The sequence below is a fragment of the Pseudomonas sp. NPDC087614 genome, from assembly GCF_044743485.1.
Classification (GTDB): Bacteria; Pseudomonadota; Gammaproteobacteria; order Pseudomonadales; family Pseudomonadaceae; genus Aquipseudomonas; species Aquipseudomonas baetica_A.
Genome location: NZ_JBIUWN010000030.1, coordinates 20,188 through 33,884 on the forward strand (window position 1 = coordinate 20,188; position 13,697 = coordinate 33,884).

At 56.0% G+C, this 13,697-nt stretch carries 12 protein-coding genes and 1 pseudogene; 6 read left to right on the top strand and 7 right to left on the bottom strand.

The features are described from left to right. Nucleotide 1: 1 nt before the first annotated feature. Nucleotides 2–289 (bottom strand): annotated as a pseudogene (locus tag ACIOWA_RS13455) (baseplate assembly protein); the annotation flags it as partial. A gap of 269 nt (nt 290–558) precedes the next feature. On the opposite strand from ACIOWA_RS13455, the gene ACIOWA_RS13460 reads away from it, so the two are divergent. Continuing rightward, a complete protein-coding gene (locus ACIOWA_RS13460; RefSeq protein WP_210688958.1) occupies nt 559–1,491 on the top strand; it encodes a hypothetical protein in 933 nt (310 codons plus the stop codon). Next, complete coding sequence (locus ACIOWA_RS13465; protein WP_401160216.1) at nt 1,488–1,763, top strand: pyocin activator PrtN family protein; 276 nt, start codon at nt 1,488–1,490, stop codon at nt 1,761–1,763. Before ACIOWA_RS13460 ends, ACIOWA_RS13465 begins: the two co-directional genes overlap by 4 nt. 1 nt (nt 1,764) lies before the next feature. Here ACIOWA_RS13465 and ACIOWA_RS13470 read toward each other — a convergent pair whose 3' ends face one another. Beyond that, nucleotides 1,765–2,889: a site-specific integrase gene (locus ACIOWA_RS13470; protein WP_401160253.1), complete on the bottom strand. Its 1,125-nt coding sequence runs from the start codon at nt 2,887–2,889 to the stop codon at nt 1,765–1,767. A gap of 102 nt (nt 2,890–2,991) precedes the next feature. Between ACIOWA_RS13470 and dusA the strand changes: the two genes are divergently transcribed. Next, nucleotides 2,992–4,002: a tRNA dihydrouridine(20/20a) synthase DusA gene (dusA, locus tag ACIOWA_RS13475; RefSeq protein ID WP_401160218.1), complete on the top strand. Its 1,011-nt coding sequence runs from the start codon at nt 2,992–2,994 to the stop codon at nt 4,000–4,002. Nucleotides 4,003–4,051: 49 nt separating this feature from the next. On the opposite strand, the gene ACIOWA_RS13480 is transcribed toward dusA, so the two are convergent. Then, nucleotides 4,052–4,885: an undecaprenyl-diphosphate phosphatase gene (locus ACIOWA_RS13480; protein WP_339466211.1), complete on the bottom strand. Its 834-nt coding sequence runs from the start codon at nt 4,883–4,885 to the stop codon at nt 4,052–4,054. 503 nt (nt 4,886–5,388) lie between these two features. Between ACIOWA_RS13480 and ACIOWA_RS13485 the strand changes: the two genes are divergently transcribed. From ACIOWA_RS13485 to ACIOWA_RS13495, 3 genes are all read left to right on the top strand, one after another. After that, the gene (locus ACIOWA_RS13485; protein ID WP_401160220.1) at nt 5,389–6,129 is read left to right on the top strand and encodes a winged helix-turn-helix domain-containing protein; all 741 of its coding nucleotides are present in this window, start codon (nt 5,389–5,391) and stop codon (nt 6,127–6,129) included. A gap of 270 nt (nt 6,130–6,399) precedes the next feature. Next, nucleotides 6,400–7,038, top strand: coding sequence for a helix-turn-helix domain-containing protein (locus ACIOWA_RS13490; RefSeq protein ID WP_401160222.1), 639 nt, complete (start codon nt 6,400–6,402; stop codon nt 7,036–7,038). Nucleotides 7,039–7,428: 390 nt separating this feature from the next. Next, entirely contained in the window at nt 7,429–8,823 is a 1,395-nt protein-coding gene (locus ACIOWA_RS13495; protein WP_339433347.1) for an undecaprenyl-phosphate glucose phosphotransferase, read from the top strand. A gap of 284 nt (nt 8,824–9,107) precedes the next feature. Here ACIOWA_RS13495 and ACIOWA_RS13500 read toward each other — a convergent pair whose 3' ends face one another. The 4 genes from ACIOWA_RS13500 to ACIOWA_RS13515 are packed head-to-tail and all read right to left on the bottom strand — an operon-like array spanning nt 9,108 to nt 13,679. After that, the gene (locus ACIOWA_RS13500) at nt 9,108–11,186 is read right to left on the bottom strand and encodes a YjbH domain-containing protein (protein ID WP_339433348.1); all 2,079 of its coding nucleotides are present in this window, start codon (nt 11,184–11,186) and stop codon (nt 9,108–9,110) included. Next, nucleotides 11,183–11,944, bottom strand: a complete 762-nt coding sequence (locus tag ACIOWA_RS13505; RefSeq protein ID WP_401160224.1) for a capsule biosynthesis GfcC family protein — start codon at nt 11,942–11,944, stop codon at nt 11,183–11,185. The genes ACIOWA_RS13500 and ACIOWA_RS13505 overlap by 4 nt, the downstream gene beginning before the upstream one ends. After that, nucleotides 11,941–12,606, bottom strand: coding sequence for a YjbF family lipoprotein (locus ACIOWA_RS13510; RefSeq protein ID WP_339433350.1), 666 nt, complete (start codon nt 12,604–12,606; stop codon nt 11,941–11,943). Before ACIOWA_RS13510 ends, ACIOWA_RS13505 begins: the two co-directional genes overlap by 4 nt. An 11-nt stretch (nt 12,607–12,617) precedes the next feature. Next, entirely contained in the window at nt 12,618–13,679 is a 1,062-nt protein-coding gene (locus tag ACIOWA_RS13515) for a polysaccharide biosynthesis/export family protein (RefSeq protein WP_339433351.1), read from the bottom strand. Nucleotides 13,680–13,697 lie beyond the last annotated feature (18 nt).

Below are 13,697 nucleotides of genomic sequence, written 5' to 3' on the forward strand. Positions count from 1 at the left end.
GTCACCCTCCCAGCACGACGTGGTATCCAGTGCAGTAAGCGGCCTGCGCCTTAGTAGGGGCCAGATCCTGCCAATTCTTGAGCTCGACCCGAGCAACGCCCGCGACATGCAGTTGCGCATCGACCCCGGAACGCGCCACCTCAAGCCCTAACCGCCGACGCGGGTTGATCCAGGCTTCCAGCCGCTTGATCGCCTCGGCGAGTGCCGCATCATTTTCCGGGCCGGCACCTTTCATGTGCAGCACCGCGTCGATGCTGTAGTGCAGAATCTCGGCGCCGCCTACCGTCAGGCAATACACCATCAGGTCAGCGCCACTGCCGAGGCGCTTATACCCCACGAAAAGCTGCGCGGGGCAGCGCTCGCTGATGCAACGCTAAACGCTCAGAAACGCCCGCTCGCGCAGCCTGTCGTGGGGTATAAAACCACCTCGCACACTCAAACTATGAGCGAAATAAAGGAGCTTATGACCATTACCGGCGTCGGTCGAAAACTAGCCGGAAAGATCCATGCAGCAGGCTACCGGTTGGGCCTCAGCGTCGCACAGCAAGGAGAACTTCAATGACACTCATTAGCTCAGACAACCTAGATCTCTGGACAACTGACTCTTTTGAAGACTCTGTCGCCGCAGCCTTGATCACCTGTTTTGAAACCAGAATCAAAAAAAATAAAGGGGCCGGCCCAAATACTCTTACTAATGAGCGGATGGGCCTCATCAGAAGAATCGGTCCCTATATTCCAAGCAACGACAGATTCATCATCGCGCCAAGCACAACCGGCTTTGGAGATTGGGAATTCGATGTTACCAATGACCCTTTACCTACACTGGGATGCATTGGGTTTACCAGAACACGACAAGCCCCGCCCGATGAATATGGTGGTTTTTTTCAAACCACATATATCCGAAAAGTTACCGGTCTGCCCAAGACATGGCACAAACGTTCGGGTGGACAGTTGTATGAAATAATAATAGCCGCAGCGGAAAATGATTTTATCGAGGGTGAACGTTCTTTCTTTTGCATAACGAAAGAAGGCAAAGTTGTCGCCTGTGAACAACGCTTTGAAATCGCTGGCCGGTACAAAACCAGTTACGACCTCACCACGCCAGAAAAGGAACTAAAAGATCGTGAAGCCAGAGCATCCATTGCTTTGCAATTCATAGCCGACAGCCGTTACTGCTGGACTATTGAGGCCCGTGAATCCAACTGCCTCGCTCGCCTGGGTTCAATGCCCGAGCAGATTAAATCCTTGCTGTACGCGAGATCAGTACCGCTGACCGAGACAGGACGAAAACGACCGATACTACACTTGGTGGCGGCTCATCAACGTCGTTTAAAGAATGGCATTGATATCGACATAACTGGATTTCTTAGGGGCGTTCAAACAGTCGAGATAGGTGGAACCTGTTTTACTGTTAGGCCAGCACCAGCACTACTGCCAGACCTATCTGCGGCCAGCAGAAGCAAAGTATCCATGCGCGAGGAGATAGAATGAACACAGCTTTCATTCTTATGGCCCAGTACAATGGCCGGGCCATTATCCCGCTGGAGCAGGTATGCAAGGACTACTTCACGCACCTGATCACCGATATGTTCCAGCGCAAGGTCATGGCCGGACAGATCAAAATCCCGATCACTCGGCTGGAGTCGAGCCAGAAAAGCGCCAAAGGTATCCACATCACTGATCTGGCGGCCTACCTTGATCTGCAACGGGAAGCTGCGGTGAAAGAATTCAACCAGCTCAACGGATACCGCCGAGCCAGTTAACTCACTGCTTACCCCAGGCGCCCAGCTTCACGGGCGCCTGAATGGTCCTCTCTAACCACGGCCATTCGGCATAGTGGTCACCTCGTCCGCGCAGATGGGTGTATCTACGTAATGAATTCCAATCCCGATGCCCGGAAACACTGGCCACTCGCGGGATATCCCAGTCCATTTCAAATAACCGGCTCACGCCGTCGTGCCGCAGATCGTGGAAGTGCAGATCTTCAATCATCAGAAACTTGCACGCCTTTGCCCAAGCAGTGGCGATCGATGACGAGTTGTAGGGGAAAATCTCTGCACGCTCCTTTGGCATGCTCTTCAGAATGCGCCAAGCTTCATCCGGGAGGTGACACCAAACATCGTTGCCAATTTTCTGGCCTGGGTTCTTCATGTCCCGCACCATCACCCGCTGACGCTCTTCATCGACGTCCTCCCAAAGCATTCGGCCGATCTCGTCTTGCCTACGCGTGGAGAACAACGCAAAGCCGGTGACTTTGAGCATATTGATCGAACTAGGGCGACGCTGCTGAATACCTACAAAGTGCTCCAGAACCTTATCCAGCTCGTCCTTGGTCGGCCGCCGATCCCGCTCGCGGCTTTTCATGTTGTAACCCAGCTTTCTCAACACCTTTCGAGCATCTGCCATCGCGTGGATATCGACCTCATATCCCCAAGCTGGCCGTGCAATCGATAGGACAGCCCCAAGGTGCGCCAGATCGTTGCCTGCCGTCTGCGGCTGGACACCGCCGCCCTCTTTGCTCATACGCCAGAGTGCAAAATCCACCAATCGCTGGCTGTTGATGGCGGAATCAACGGTCTGGCCAAACTCCGTCGCCGCGATAGCATTTAGAGTGGCTTCCTTGGTTTTACCCAACGGCCGGACTTTCTCCATTTCATCCAGGTACTGCTTGATCATGTCCTGTACGGTGACGCCCTTGCGGTTCGCCCGCTCAATCGCACCAGGCTGATCTAGCTCTGCCTCACGTCGCCGCACCCACGCTTGTGCCGCCTGTTTCCGGGCGAAGGTCTGGCTCTCTTGGTAGACTTGCGCTCCATCGCGAAACAGGCGTATCTGTGCCGTGTAACTGACTGAGCCATCGGTGCGTTTTCGTGCTCTGATCGTTGCCATAGTCGACTGGTACAATTCCGAAAGTGATTGGTACATTGTACCAGCGTCATCGAAAAAACGCCTGAAAACGCCTAAAAACACGCTATAAATACGTTGAGCCAAATGGTACCAAACACCCACTCCAGCCCAGTAAACTCAAGCCCTGCGCTATCTCGGCGGTTTTCCGTTGCGCCGATGATGGATTGGACTGACCGCCATTGCCGGTTCTTCCTACGCCTGCTGTCGAAGAACGCCCTGCTCTACACCGAGATGGTCACCACCGGCGCGCTCCTTAACGGCGATCACGAACGTTTCCTCCGTCACAACGAAGCCGAGCATCCGCTGGCGTTGCAGTTGGGCGGTAGCGTTCCGCTGGATCTGGCCGCTTGCGCGCGGATGGCCCAGGAACACGGTTATGACGAGGTGAATCTCAATGTCGGCTGCCCAAGCGATCGTGTGCAGAACAACATGATCGGTGCGTGCCTGATGGGGCATCCGCAACTGGTGGCCGATTGTGTGAAGGCGATGCGCGATGCAGTGTCGATTCCGGTGACGGTGAAACATCGGATCGGGATCAATGGGCGCGACAGTTACGAGCAGTTGTGTGATTTCGTCGGGACGGTGCGGGATGCCGGGTGTACCAGTTTTACAGTGCATGCGCGGATTGCGATTCTGGAGGGGTTATCGCCGAAGGAAAATCGCGACATCCCGCCGTTGCGCTATGACGTTGCCGCACAGTTGAAGGCGGATTTTCCGGAGTTGGAGATTGTGCTGAACGGCGGGATCAAGACGATAGAGGCTTGCCATGAGCATTTGCAGACCTTCGACGGGGTGATGCTAGGGCGTGAGGCTTATCACAATCCGTATTTGCTGGCGGAGGTGGATCAGCAGTTGTTTGCTAGTTCAGCGCCGGTGATCAGCCGCGCTGAGGCGCTGGCGCAGTTGCGGCCTTATATTGCCGAGCATTTGCAAGCCGGTGGCTCGATGCATCACATCACGCGGCATGTGCTGGGCTTGGGCACCGGGTTCCCGGGGGCGCGCAAGTTTCGTCAGTTGTTGTCGGTGGATATTCACAAGGCCAAGGATCCGCTGGCGTTGCTGGATCAGGCGGCGGAGTTGCTTGAAGGCCGTTGATGCCCTCCCCTCAAACTGGCCAGGCGAGCTGATTCGCCTGGCTTGATCCTCATCCCGCCGCTGCCGCCGTCCAGTTCACCCAGCCGAACAGCCACGTTGCCAGTATCAGCAAGCCAAACGCGATCCGATACCAGGCGAACGCGGCGTAGCTGTGGTTGGCGATGAACTTGAGCAGGCCGCGCACAGCGATCATCGCGAAAACAAACGCAGTAACGAAGCCGAGGGCGAAGACTGGCAGGTCACTTTGCTGAAACAGGTCGCGGTACTTGTAGCCAGAGTACACGGCGGCGCCGACCATGGTCGGCATGGCGAGGAAGAACGAGAACTCGGTGGCGGCTTTGCGCGACAGACCGAACAGCAGGCCGCCGATGATGGTCGAGCCGGAGCGCGAGGTGCCTGGAATCATCGCCAGGCATTGTACGAAACCGACCTTTAGCGCGTCAGACCAGTGCATGTCGTCGACGTGATCGACACTCACGACGTGATTACGCTGTTCGGCCCACAGCATCACAACACCGCCGACGACCAAAGCCACAGCGACGGTGATGGGGTTGAACAGGTATTGATGGATTTTGTCAGCGAACAATACTCCCAGTACAACGGCGGGGAGAAAGGCGATCAACAAGTTGAGGGTGAAGCGCTGAGCATTACGCTCAGTGGGCAATCCTTTGGCGATGGCGAAGATCTTCGGCCGGAACTCCCAGACGACGGCAAGAATGGCCCCCAGTTGAATAATGATGTTGAAGGCCATCGCACGTTCGCCGCCGAAATCCAGCAAGTCGGCGACGATAATCTGGTGGCCGGTACTTGAGATAGGCAGGAACTCGGTCAGGCCCTCTACCGCACCTAATATCAACACCTGGAAAAGGGTCCAGAAATCCATTAATCCTCCGTCAGAGTGCTCGTGGCGAGCGACCCGTTAAAACTGCACTCAGAAATTGAGTATCGGTATTGAAACAATTGCCTTATCGCCCCATTGCTGAGTAGGCGACGCAGAATATGCCTTATCAAAAGACACACTCAAGCCATGTTAGTAATCGTCCGCGTACGAACTACTCGAAAAATATTCAGGCACTTTAATAGAAAAAGTTTGCCAACCGGGAAAAGTGTGATCAATATCACACTCTCTTCGATGGCTAGATAATGGCAAAAGGACACAAGCCAGTAATGGCCACTGATTCAAAATAGTGGCACAATTTCATATTGCCACCATCTGGCAGCTAGTTCAGCACCTCGAGAAAATCAACTAAAAGCATGGAATGCTTAATTATTGTTATAAAACTCGGGAGCCACGTCTAAAAATCGCGTGAATGTTACCAATTGTCAGTCACAGATGAGAATTAGTGCTTTAACATCCCGATGTCAGCACTTAATTCGAGTCAATGCATGATGCTCTCAGGGAACTTGGCGACTAGAAGTCCGCGCCCGACAAACGACGAACCCGGCGTTCTCACTCTGGGTCGAACCCGTGGCGTGGCTGAACACTTTAGAGCGCTGATCGCCCGGCACATACGAAGCGATATGGCACTGGATGCCAACGCCTACACTAGTTTATATGAGCAGAATGAACACCCTGGTTCGTATCGAGCCATCTTCATTGTCATCGACAGCCCCCAGGCTCTTGAAGAGAATCTTGCGCTGGTGGAGAGCCTGCGCACCGACAACTTGAAACCTATCATTTGTGCGGTCATCACCGGTCGCGGCGCCTTCAACAAGATCAAGTATTTTCTAGCCGGGGCGGACTTTTGTATCAAGGTCAACACTCCTTGCGACGATGGCGCCGAGTCACTTGGCGAATTCTTCAACAGTGAAGAATGGCAAAGAGAAGTCAATCTGACACTCGACCCCACTCGTATCTGCCTGATGGATACCAGCAAGAAGCTGGATATTTCTTTCGCTGAAATGAAGATCCTGGAAGCCTTTGCGCAAACCAGTAATCACATCCTCAGCCACGATGAAATCGCCGATATCATGGGGCTCAATACCAATTTCTACGATCCCAGGGCGCTGGAAAAATCAATCAGCCGCTTGCGTGGAAAAATCAAGGACATGTATGGTACGAACGCGATTCAGAGCATCCGCGGCTACGGCTATCGCCTGATGCGCGGTCTGATATCGACTGCCTGACTCAAGGGCACCCTCCCTTTTGCATACTTACGAAGGATCGTCTGATGCAACCATATAGCTCTAGTTATACCTCACGCCTACTAATAACAAAGCGCTTGAATGAGCACGCCAACATAATAATAAATTCAACAACATAGCAGCAGATCGAGTGGAATTCATCGAGAGCTATCATTGGGCCCAGACCCTGCCTATCGATTACTTCCAAGGAAGTCATTGCTCGCCTGCCGATTTATCTTTTAGCCATTTTTGGTGTGTATTTAGGAGAGAGACATGGAAACTAGTACAACCCTCCCAAGAAAATATTTTGTTGTCGTGACTCACAGTACAAGTTCTCAGCGTGAACTTGAGAGCATGCTGTCCAGCAAGCGCTTCAATTCGTTTGGTACGTCTCAGGCACAAATGTTTATTGAAGGTGCTACTTCGCCCTCTTCCGCCCCCATGCTGATGGAGTTCACCTACGCAAACGGCACCCGAAGAAACGTCGCCCGCACGATTGAACATGACACACAGCGAATATTGGCCACTCTTGAGTCCGAATGGCTGGCTGCACAGTCGGCGAATCCATTTCACAGCGTTCCGGCAAACACGCCTCCAGTCATCATGGACGACACGCCTTGCAGCGAAACCTGGCATCTTGATGATCAGGGCGCACTGAGCAAAGAAGGCGTCGAAATCAGTCTGACTGGCCTGGAAACAACATTGGTCAAGAAAATGCTTAACCATGAAGAGCGTGTTGTCAGTCGCGATGACCTGATCCTCAGCATCGGCCGAGAGCCGGAGCAGTATCGCGGCCTGGAAATGTGCCTGAGTCGCCTGCAAGACAAATTCAAAAGCGCCAGCAAGGGTGAGCGATTGTTCCGTGCCGTAAGAAATCGCGGTTATTGCCTCATCCAGGAAATCGTCGCGTAAACACGGCGACCGCTCCATACAAAGCAAACAGATAACAGTGCGATTACAAAAACAAGAAGAGCACTCTGTTTGACTTTACCTCCCTTCGCCAAATAAGACATCCCTGCCTCCACCCGACAACAGTAACAAAAACGACATCACCTATTCACCCCCTCCTCCACGACCTTTTCTAACACCCCTCTATTTAATTATTAAAAAGTTGGCACTATGCCACCTTGTTAGAACTCGTCAGACACCATCCCCGACAATAACTTAGTCTATTGATTGACGACAGTTCGGCCTATCGACGTTGTTACCTCAGGACACTCGTTAAAACAAAAACAATAACTCTGACTAACAACTCGGTTTTCAACTGTTGAAACCTGAATGGACGTCTTTTGGGGATATCGTATGGATCTTTCTCTTAGTATCAATCGAAGCGCAGGCCTCAAAGGACTGACCTTTTGGGGCCAATGGGCGCTGGCACAGGGCTTTGTTGTAACGCTGTTGTTCATGCTCGCTGAACAGCACACCGGTACCGTGGCGTTCTACTACCGAATGTGCGCAACGCTGGCGGTATTGGCCTCGGTCCCGGCTTACACGTTTAGCGGCGTTTATCGCAAACGCGACAATTACCTGACCGGGTTGGGTCGGCTGTTGATGGGCTGGTCCATGACCATGGCGGCGCTGGCCTTCATCGCCTTTGTCTGCAAGGCCGATGAACTGTTCTCACGACAGGTGATTCTGAGTTGGGCGGTGTATGGCTTCCTGGGTCAGGCACTGCTGTACGCGCCGCTGCATGCGTTTTCGAAGTTCTATCAGCGCTCGCGTAAAAGCGAGCACAAGACCCTGATTGTAGGAACAGGCGAACTGGCACTGGGCTTGGCGAAGAAGCTCAACCAACTGGAGAACCTGCCGTTGGTGGGTCTGGTCAGCAACGGTGATCTGCCGGCCCTGGACTCGGACGCACCGCGCATCGTCGGCGCTCAGGAAGAGTTGCTGACGCTGATCGAGGCCCATGACATCCGCCGCTTGTACATCACGCTGCCGCTGTGCGAAGCGGCGAAAATCGAAGCGATGTATGTCGATTTACTGGGGGCCAACGTGGACGTTGTCTGGGTGCCGGATCTGAACAGCCTGACGCTGCTCAATCACTCGGTGAAAGTCGTGGACGGTCTGCCGGCGATCTACCTGAACGAGAGCCCGCTGACCAGCCGCCCGACGGCGGCCCTGAGCAAAAGCCTGATGGAGAAAAGTGTGGCGCTGCTGGCCATCATCCTGCTGAGTCCGGTGCTACTGGTCATTGCGCTGGCGGTCAAACTCAACTCGCCCGGCCCGGTGTTCTTCAAGCAGGATCGCCATGGCTGGAACGGCAAGGTGATCAAGGTCTGGAAGTTCCGCTCGATGCGTATGCACGATGACCATGAAGTGAAACAGGCCAGCCGTAACGACTCGCGTATTACGGCGGTCGGCCGCTTTATCCGTCGCACATCGCTGGACGAGTTGCCGCAATTGTTCAACGTGCTGCAAGGGCATATGGCCCTGGTGGGGCCGCGTCCCCATGCTGTCGCGCACAACCATTTTTACTCGGGGAAGATCCTTGCCTACATGGCGCGTCACCGGATTAAACCGGGGATCACCGGGCTTGCTCAAATCAGCGGCTGCCGAGGCGAGACGGACACCATCGACAAGATGCAAAAGCGTGTTGAGATCGACCTGCAATACATCAATAGCTGGTCATTGTGGCTGGATCTGAAGATCCTGGTGAAGACACCGTTTACACTGCTGTCGAAGGATATTTACTGAGGTTGAGGGCTTAACACCGCGAGGGGACGAAAGTCCCCTTTTTTGTGCCTGTTGTTTTTTTGGGGGGGGCAGGCGACATCGATGTTGAATGTGCCGACGCCTTCGCGAGCAAGCCCGCTCCCACAGGGAGTCTCGGCGGGCAGCGGGGTCGGGGTTCGGCAGATAACACGGTGGGAGCGTGGCTTGCCCGCGATGGCGGTGGGTCAGGCAACATTAATGCTGGATGTGCCGACGCCGTCGCGAGCAAGCCTGCTCCACAGGGGGTCCCACCGGTTTAGCGAGGGTTACTCGGTGATCTTCTCGAAGTTGCGATAGAACATGTCCCCTTCCCGGCTATCGGTCATTGAGTGCAATTGATAGCTGCGATTGAGCCTTGCGCCACCGTCACGAGTCAGTGGCGCCCACACCAGGTTGGCGCGGCGCATGGTGGACATGCTCATCATTTCGTCGAACGGAATGGACAGGTAGATGCCTTTGTCGAAGCTACCTTCACCGTACTCGGCACTGCCGGCGGTGGTGATCGTCGCCCAGGCCCCAAAGCGTACGCCGTTGAAAAACTCACGCGAGATGTCCAGCGTGCCGCCCCAGTCGCCGGCCAGGTATCGGCCGACGCTGACGGCCGCCAGCGTGTCGTAGGGCAGGTCGGTGTAGCCCGTGATGTGCCCGGTCACTACCGAGTAGTCACGCAGCGCGAAGCCCTGATCAAAATCGCGCTGACGCACGTAGTTGAGATCCGCTCCCACCGACCAACGCTCACCCGTCGGACGGAACAGTACTTCCCCGCCAACCCCGGCAAACATCGACTCCAGATACCCGCCGTACACCATGCCATACAGGTCTTTATCCAACTGTTCGGCATGGCTGACCTGGAACAACGGCATGGTCACTTCGGAGGTGGTCAGGTATTGACGTAAATCCGTGCGCACGCGCGGCAAGCCGCTCGGCGCATCGTAGGAAAACTTGTCGAAGTTGTTCGCCAGGTTGGCGCTGAGCAGGCCGCTCCACCAGGTGTTGCGGTTGAAGCGGTATTCGGCGTCCGCATCGGCACTGAACTGATAGAGCAAACCATCGGGGCCGCCAACGTTCTGTTTGAAGCCCAATCCAACGCCATAACTGAAGTGCTGCGGTGCTTCGGTGTAGAGAGTCTTCTCGTTGCGCGGCATCGCCGGGTTGATCTCGGTGGTGCGGTGCAACGACTCCAGCGGCTCTTCGTTGTTGATCACTTCACGGAAGGTCTGGCGCGGTACGCTGGTTTCTTCCAGCGGCAGGTCGTAGCGTTTGTTGACCAGGGTGAACCAGTCGATGTCGTCGTTGACGCTGTTGTCGAGAACCCGGCTCGCACGGCCGACCGCCTTGGACGAATGGAAGTAGCGCTGTTGCTCGCCATACACGATCAACTCGCGATCGCGCTGGCTGATGCGCTCGACCTTATAGCCGGCATTCTGCTGCAGGCGTTGCGACACGTCGGCCCAATTGACCTGTTCCATCGACGTGGTCGGCATTTTTGCCGGCAACGGCTCTGGAGTGGGATCGTACGTTTTGGCCGGGGCTTTGCGGCTGACGAAATTGGTGTGGAACGTCACGCCAAACATCGCTGTATTACCACGCTCCCACGCTGCACTGAGGTCGATCGAATCGGTGACCTTGAACACCGCACCGAGGTTGATCGGCGAGTCCTGTTTGATCACGTTGTCCTTCGGTTCGCTTTTGTAATCGTTGCCTTCGTATTCGAGTTTCAGGCTGAGGCGATCCCAGGGCGTCTGGTAGCTCACGCCGCCAAAAAGCGAGGGGCTGCCGCGAAAGTACGAACCGGCGTTGACGTCACCAGTACCTTCAGTTGCCGGGCGGGTTTTGAAACGGTCATCGGCGTAGCCCAACGGGTTGTCGAAGTCGCCGCGATTGCCGATATAGCCCCACGCGATACCGGCGCTGAAATCGAAGTTGTCGTAGCGCTTGTTGGCGACGAAAAACTCACTGGAGAACAAACCCGTACCCCCGATATCCCGGAAGCCCAGCGCCACTTCGGGCGCCCAATGACTCTCCTGCCACAGCCGGACCTTGGCGTCGACCGCCTTATCCTTATAGCTCTGGCTGCCACTCAGCGCCTCGGAGCCGTATGGCCGGTTGGTGATTGCGGTGTAGCGAAAGGAACCTTCGAGCCAATCGAGCGGCTGCAACGAAACGCTGTAGCGGCTGTAAGGCTCGGTGCGGTTGGCGTTGACGCTCAACTCGCCGGCCGGCGCCATGCGCGCCGTCGGCGTTTGCAACAGCCCCGTGCCACCGAAGTCATTCTGGGTAATGCGCGGCTCGGCATGAACCAACCCGCATGGCAATAACAACACAGCTGCAAACCGTAAATTCAACGAACCACCTCAACCAACTGCGTGGCAATCAATTCAGCCAACTGCTGATTCAGCTCAGGAACAGGCGGATCAAGATCATCATTTTTTACCGGTACAAAAATCTTGCTGCCGGCAACGGGAAGCTGGCCGCTTTCGCGATTCCAGTGGGCAATGCCAACGCGCCGCGAAGTGCCGTTGGGCTGGATCAGCCACAGATAGTCGGCCTCGGCATCGGCCAGAATCGTGCAGTCTTGCAGGTAGTCGCGAGCCTCCTGCAAGGGCTGATACGGCAAGTGGCAAGGCTCGGCGACTGCACCAAGCACTTCAACTTCGTCGACCCGCTTCGGGTAGATCAGCCGATCACCGTTGTCGAGACGAATGTTGCGCGCAAAGCCAACTTCCAATGCCACCGGATCGAGATCGGCGATCTGCCGGCCAGTGACCGGCATCTGCCGGACGTCCTCGATCAACCGCGCAGCCAGCGCTGCGCGACCCGGTCGATCGAAGAGCAAGGCCATACGCCGCAACACATCCAGATCAAACAGCACACCGGCCTTGAGCCGCGCCTGCTCTTGCAGCAGTGACTGACGCAGCAGCACACCCGCCAGCCAATAACCCTCGGCATTGGGCACGGCCTCGTTGATCACATCGAGCAAGCGCCCATTCGCCGGCAACTCGACCGGCCCGGGATTGGCGACATCGCCACTGACGGTGACGGCGGCGTGGCTCATTGCGCTGATCAACATCAGACTCGCCGATAACATACCGAGCCGCTTCACGGGATGTGCCTGCGGTCAGGCGTCAGTTGCACAATCTTCACGCGTAACTGCGAGGTCAGTTGTTGCTCGCTCTGCATAATGAAACCGTCACGCGGATCGACCCAATAACGATTGGTCGCCCGCAGGCCGATGGCCGGGGCATCAATCTGCTCATCGACACGCAGCACGGTGTAGTCCTTATCAAGAATTCTGAGGGTTTGCGTGGATCGGCGGGAGAAGCGGCTGTTGACGATGACGCCAACCTCCTGGCCTTTGTAGAGGTCGATCCAGCGCCGCGTGGTGTAGCCGTCCGCAACCTGATGCAGGCCTTGTTTGAACGGCGAATCGTCGGACTGACGCATGCCATCCAAATCGCCCTCCAAGCCCAGGCCAACGCTGCGCACGGCGAGGCCGTTACGAAGCAGCAACACCTGCTTGCCGGAGGCGACCCAGAACTGCAGATCCTCACGCTCGCGCACCAGCGCCAGCACCCCGGAGCCGGACGGCGTGGTCAGTTTGAGTTGCGGATAATTGACCCCGGCCACTTCGGCCGCCGACACGTCCACTTCATCCGGGCCGATGACCGCCGCTTTGAGGTTGTTCAACGAAGCGCTCATCAACGGGTTGCAGCCACACAACAACGTGGCCGCTATCAGGCAGACGCCCACTTTCAAGGTGTTCACAGTCGGCGGCCTTATTTGGTGTTGTTACTGTATTCGCTCCAGTTCTTCGCAGCGGAAGCGCCCGTACCGACAATCGATGCCGATGGCACCAATTGGCTGATGAAGCGGTTCCAGCGAGTCACGTTGGCAGGTCCGACATAAACAACATCCTGAGGACGCACCTGGAAGTGCGAAGCGAGCGCCATGGCGGTCGGCGATTGGGCCTCCAACTGGTAGATCTTCGCCGGCTCGACATCGAGGTTTTCCACCCCGCGAATGACGTAAACCGCGTTGCCGTTGGAGGTGGTTTGACTCAAGCCTCCGACCGAGCCGAGCACGTCCGAGAGGTTCATGGTCGCGGTCTTGAAGCTCAGTGCACGGGGCTGATTGACCTCTCCCATGACGTAGATGCGCTTGTTGTCGTTGTACGGCAGATAAAGCTTATCGCCACCCTTGAGGTAGACGTTCTGCAACTCGGAATCCGGCTGGTTGAGCGAGTCGAGATTGAGCGGATACGTTTGCCCATGGCGCGTCAGCAACAGGCCGGACAAGTCAGCGTTGTTGGTGTCGATGCCGGCTGAGCCGAGGGCCTCGACCACACTCAGTGGAGTGGTGGAAATCGCTTGTGGGCCGGCCTTGGTCACCGCGCCGGTCACCACGACTTTCTGGCTGGCGAAACGCAACACCGCGACATCCACTTGCGGCTCGGCGATGAAGGCCGACAGCCGCTGTTCGATGTCTGAGCGCAGTTGCTGAATGGTTCGCCCGGCGGCCTGGACTTCCTTGATGTAGGGGTAATAAAGCGTGCCATCGGAACGCACCAGACGGCCATTGGCGTCGATCTGTTGTTGCGCGCCGGACGGGGCCGTCAGCTCTGGGTGATCCCACACCGTGATGTACAAGACATCGTTGTTGCCGATGAGGTACTCGGACGGCGTTGCCAACAGTGCCGCCGGCACCGGCTCACGCTTTTGCGTGGCGCGGTTCATGGCAATCAGTTTGGGGGTGATCGGAATCAGCTCGACCCGGCTACTTTCACTGGCCCCTTGGCGGGTGATGTCACCGGTGCTCAGGTATTGGCCGGGGGAAAACATGCAACCTTGCAAAGCGAG

What these genes read in the sequence shown, in the direction of transcription:
- ACIOWA_RS13460 (WP_210688958.1), top strand. Translation starts at nt 559, where the DNA reads ATGACACTCATTAGCTCAGACAACCTAGATCTCTGGACAACTGACTCT.
- ACIOWA_RS13465 (WP_401160216.1), top strand. Translation starts at nt 1,488, where the DNA reads ATGAACACAGCTTTCATTCTTATGGCCCAGTACAATGGCCGGGCCATT.
- ACIOWA_RS13470 (WP_401160253.1), bottom strand. Translation starts at nt 2,889, where the DNA reads ATGGCAACGATCAGAGCACGAAAACGCACCGATGGCTCAGTCAGTTAC.
- dusA (WP_401160218.1), top strand. Translation starts at nt 2,992, where the DNA reads ATGGTACCAAACACCCACTCCAGCCCAGTAAACTCAAGCCCTGCGCTA.
- ACIOWA_RS13480 (WP_339466211.1), bottom strand. Translation starts at nt 4,885, where the DNA reads ATGGATTTCTGGACCCTTTTCCAGGTGTTGATATTAGGTGCGGTAGAG.
- ACIOWA_RS13485 (WP_401160220.1), top strand. Translation starts at nt 5,389, where the DNA reads ATGATGCTCTCAGGGAACTTGGCGACTAGAAGTCCGCGCCCGACAAAC.
- ACIOWA_RS13490 (WP_401160222.1), top strand. Translation starts at nt 6,400, where the DNA reads ATGGAAACTAGTACAACCCTCCCAAGAAAATATTTTGTTGTCGTGACT.
- ACIOWA_RS13495 (WP_339433347.1), top strand. Translation starts at nt 7,429, where the DNA reads ATGGATCTTTCTCTTAGTATCAATCGAAGCGCAGGCCTCAAAGGACTG.
- ACIOWA_RS13515 (WP_339433351.1), bottom strand. Translation starts at nt 13,679, where the DNA reads ATGTTTTCCCCCGGCCAATACCTGAGCACCGGTGACATCACCCGCCAA.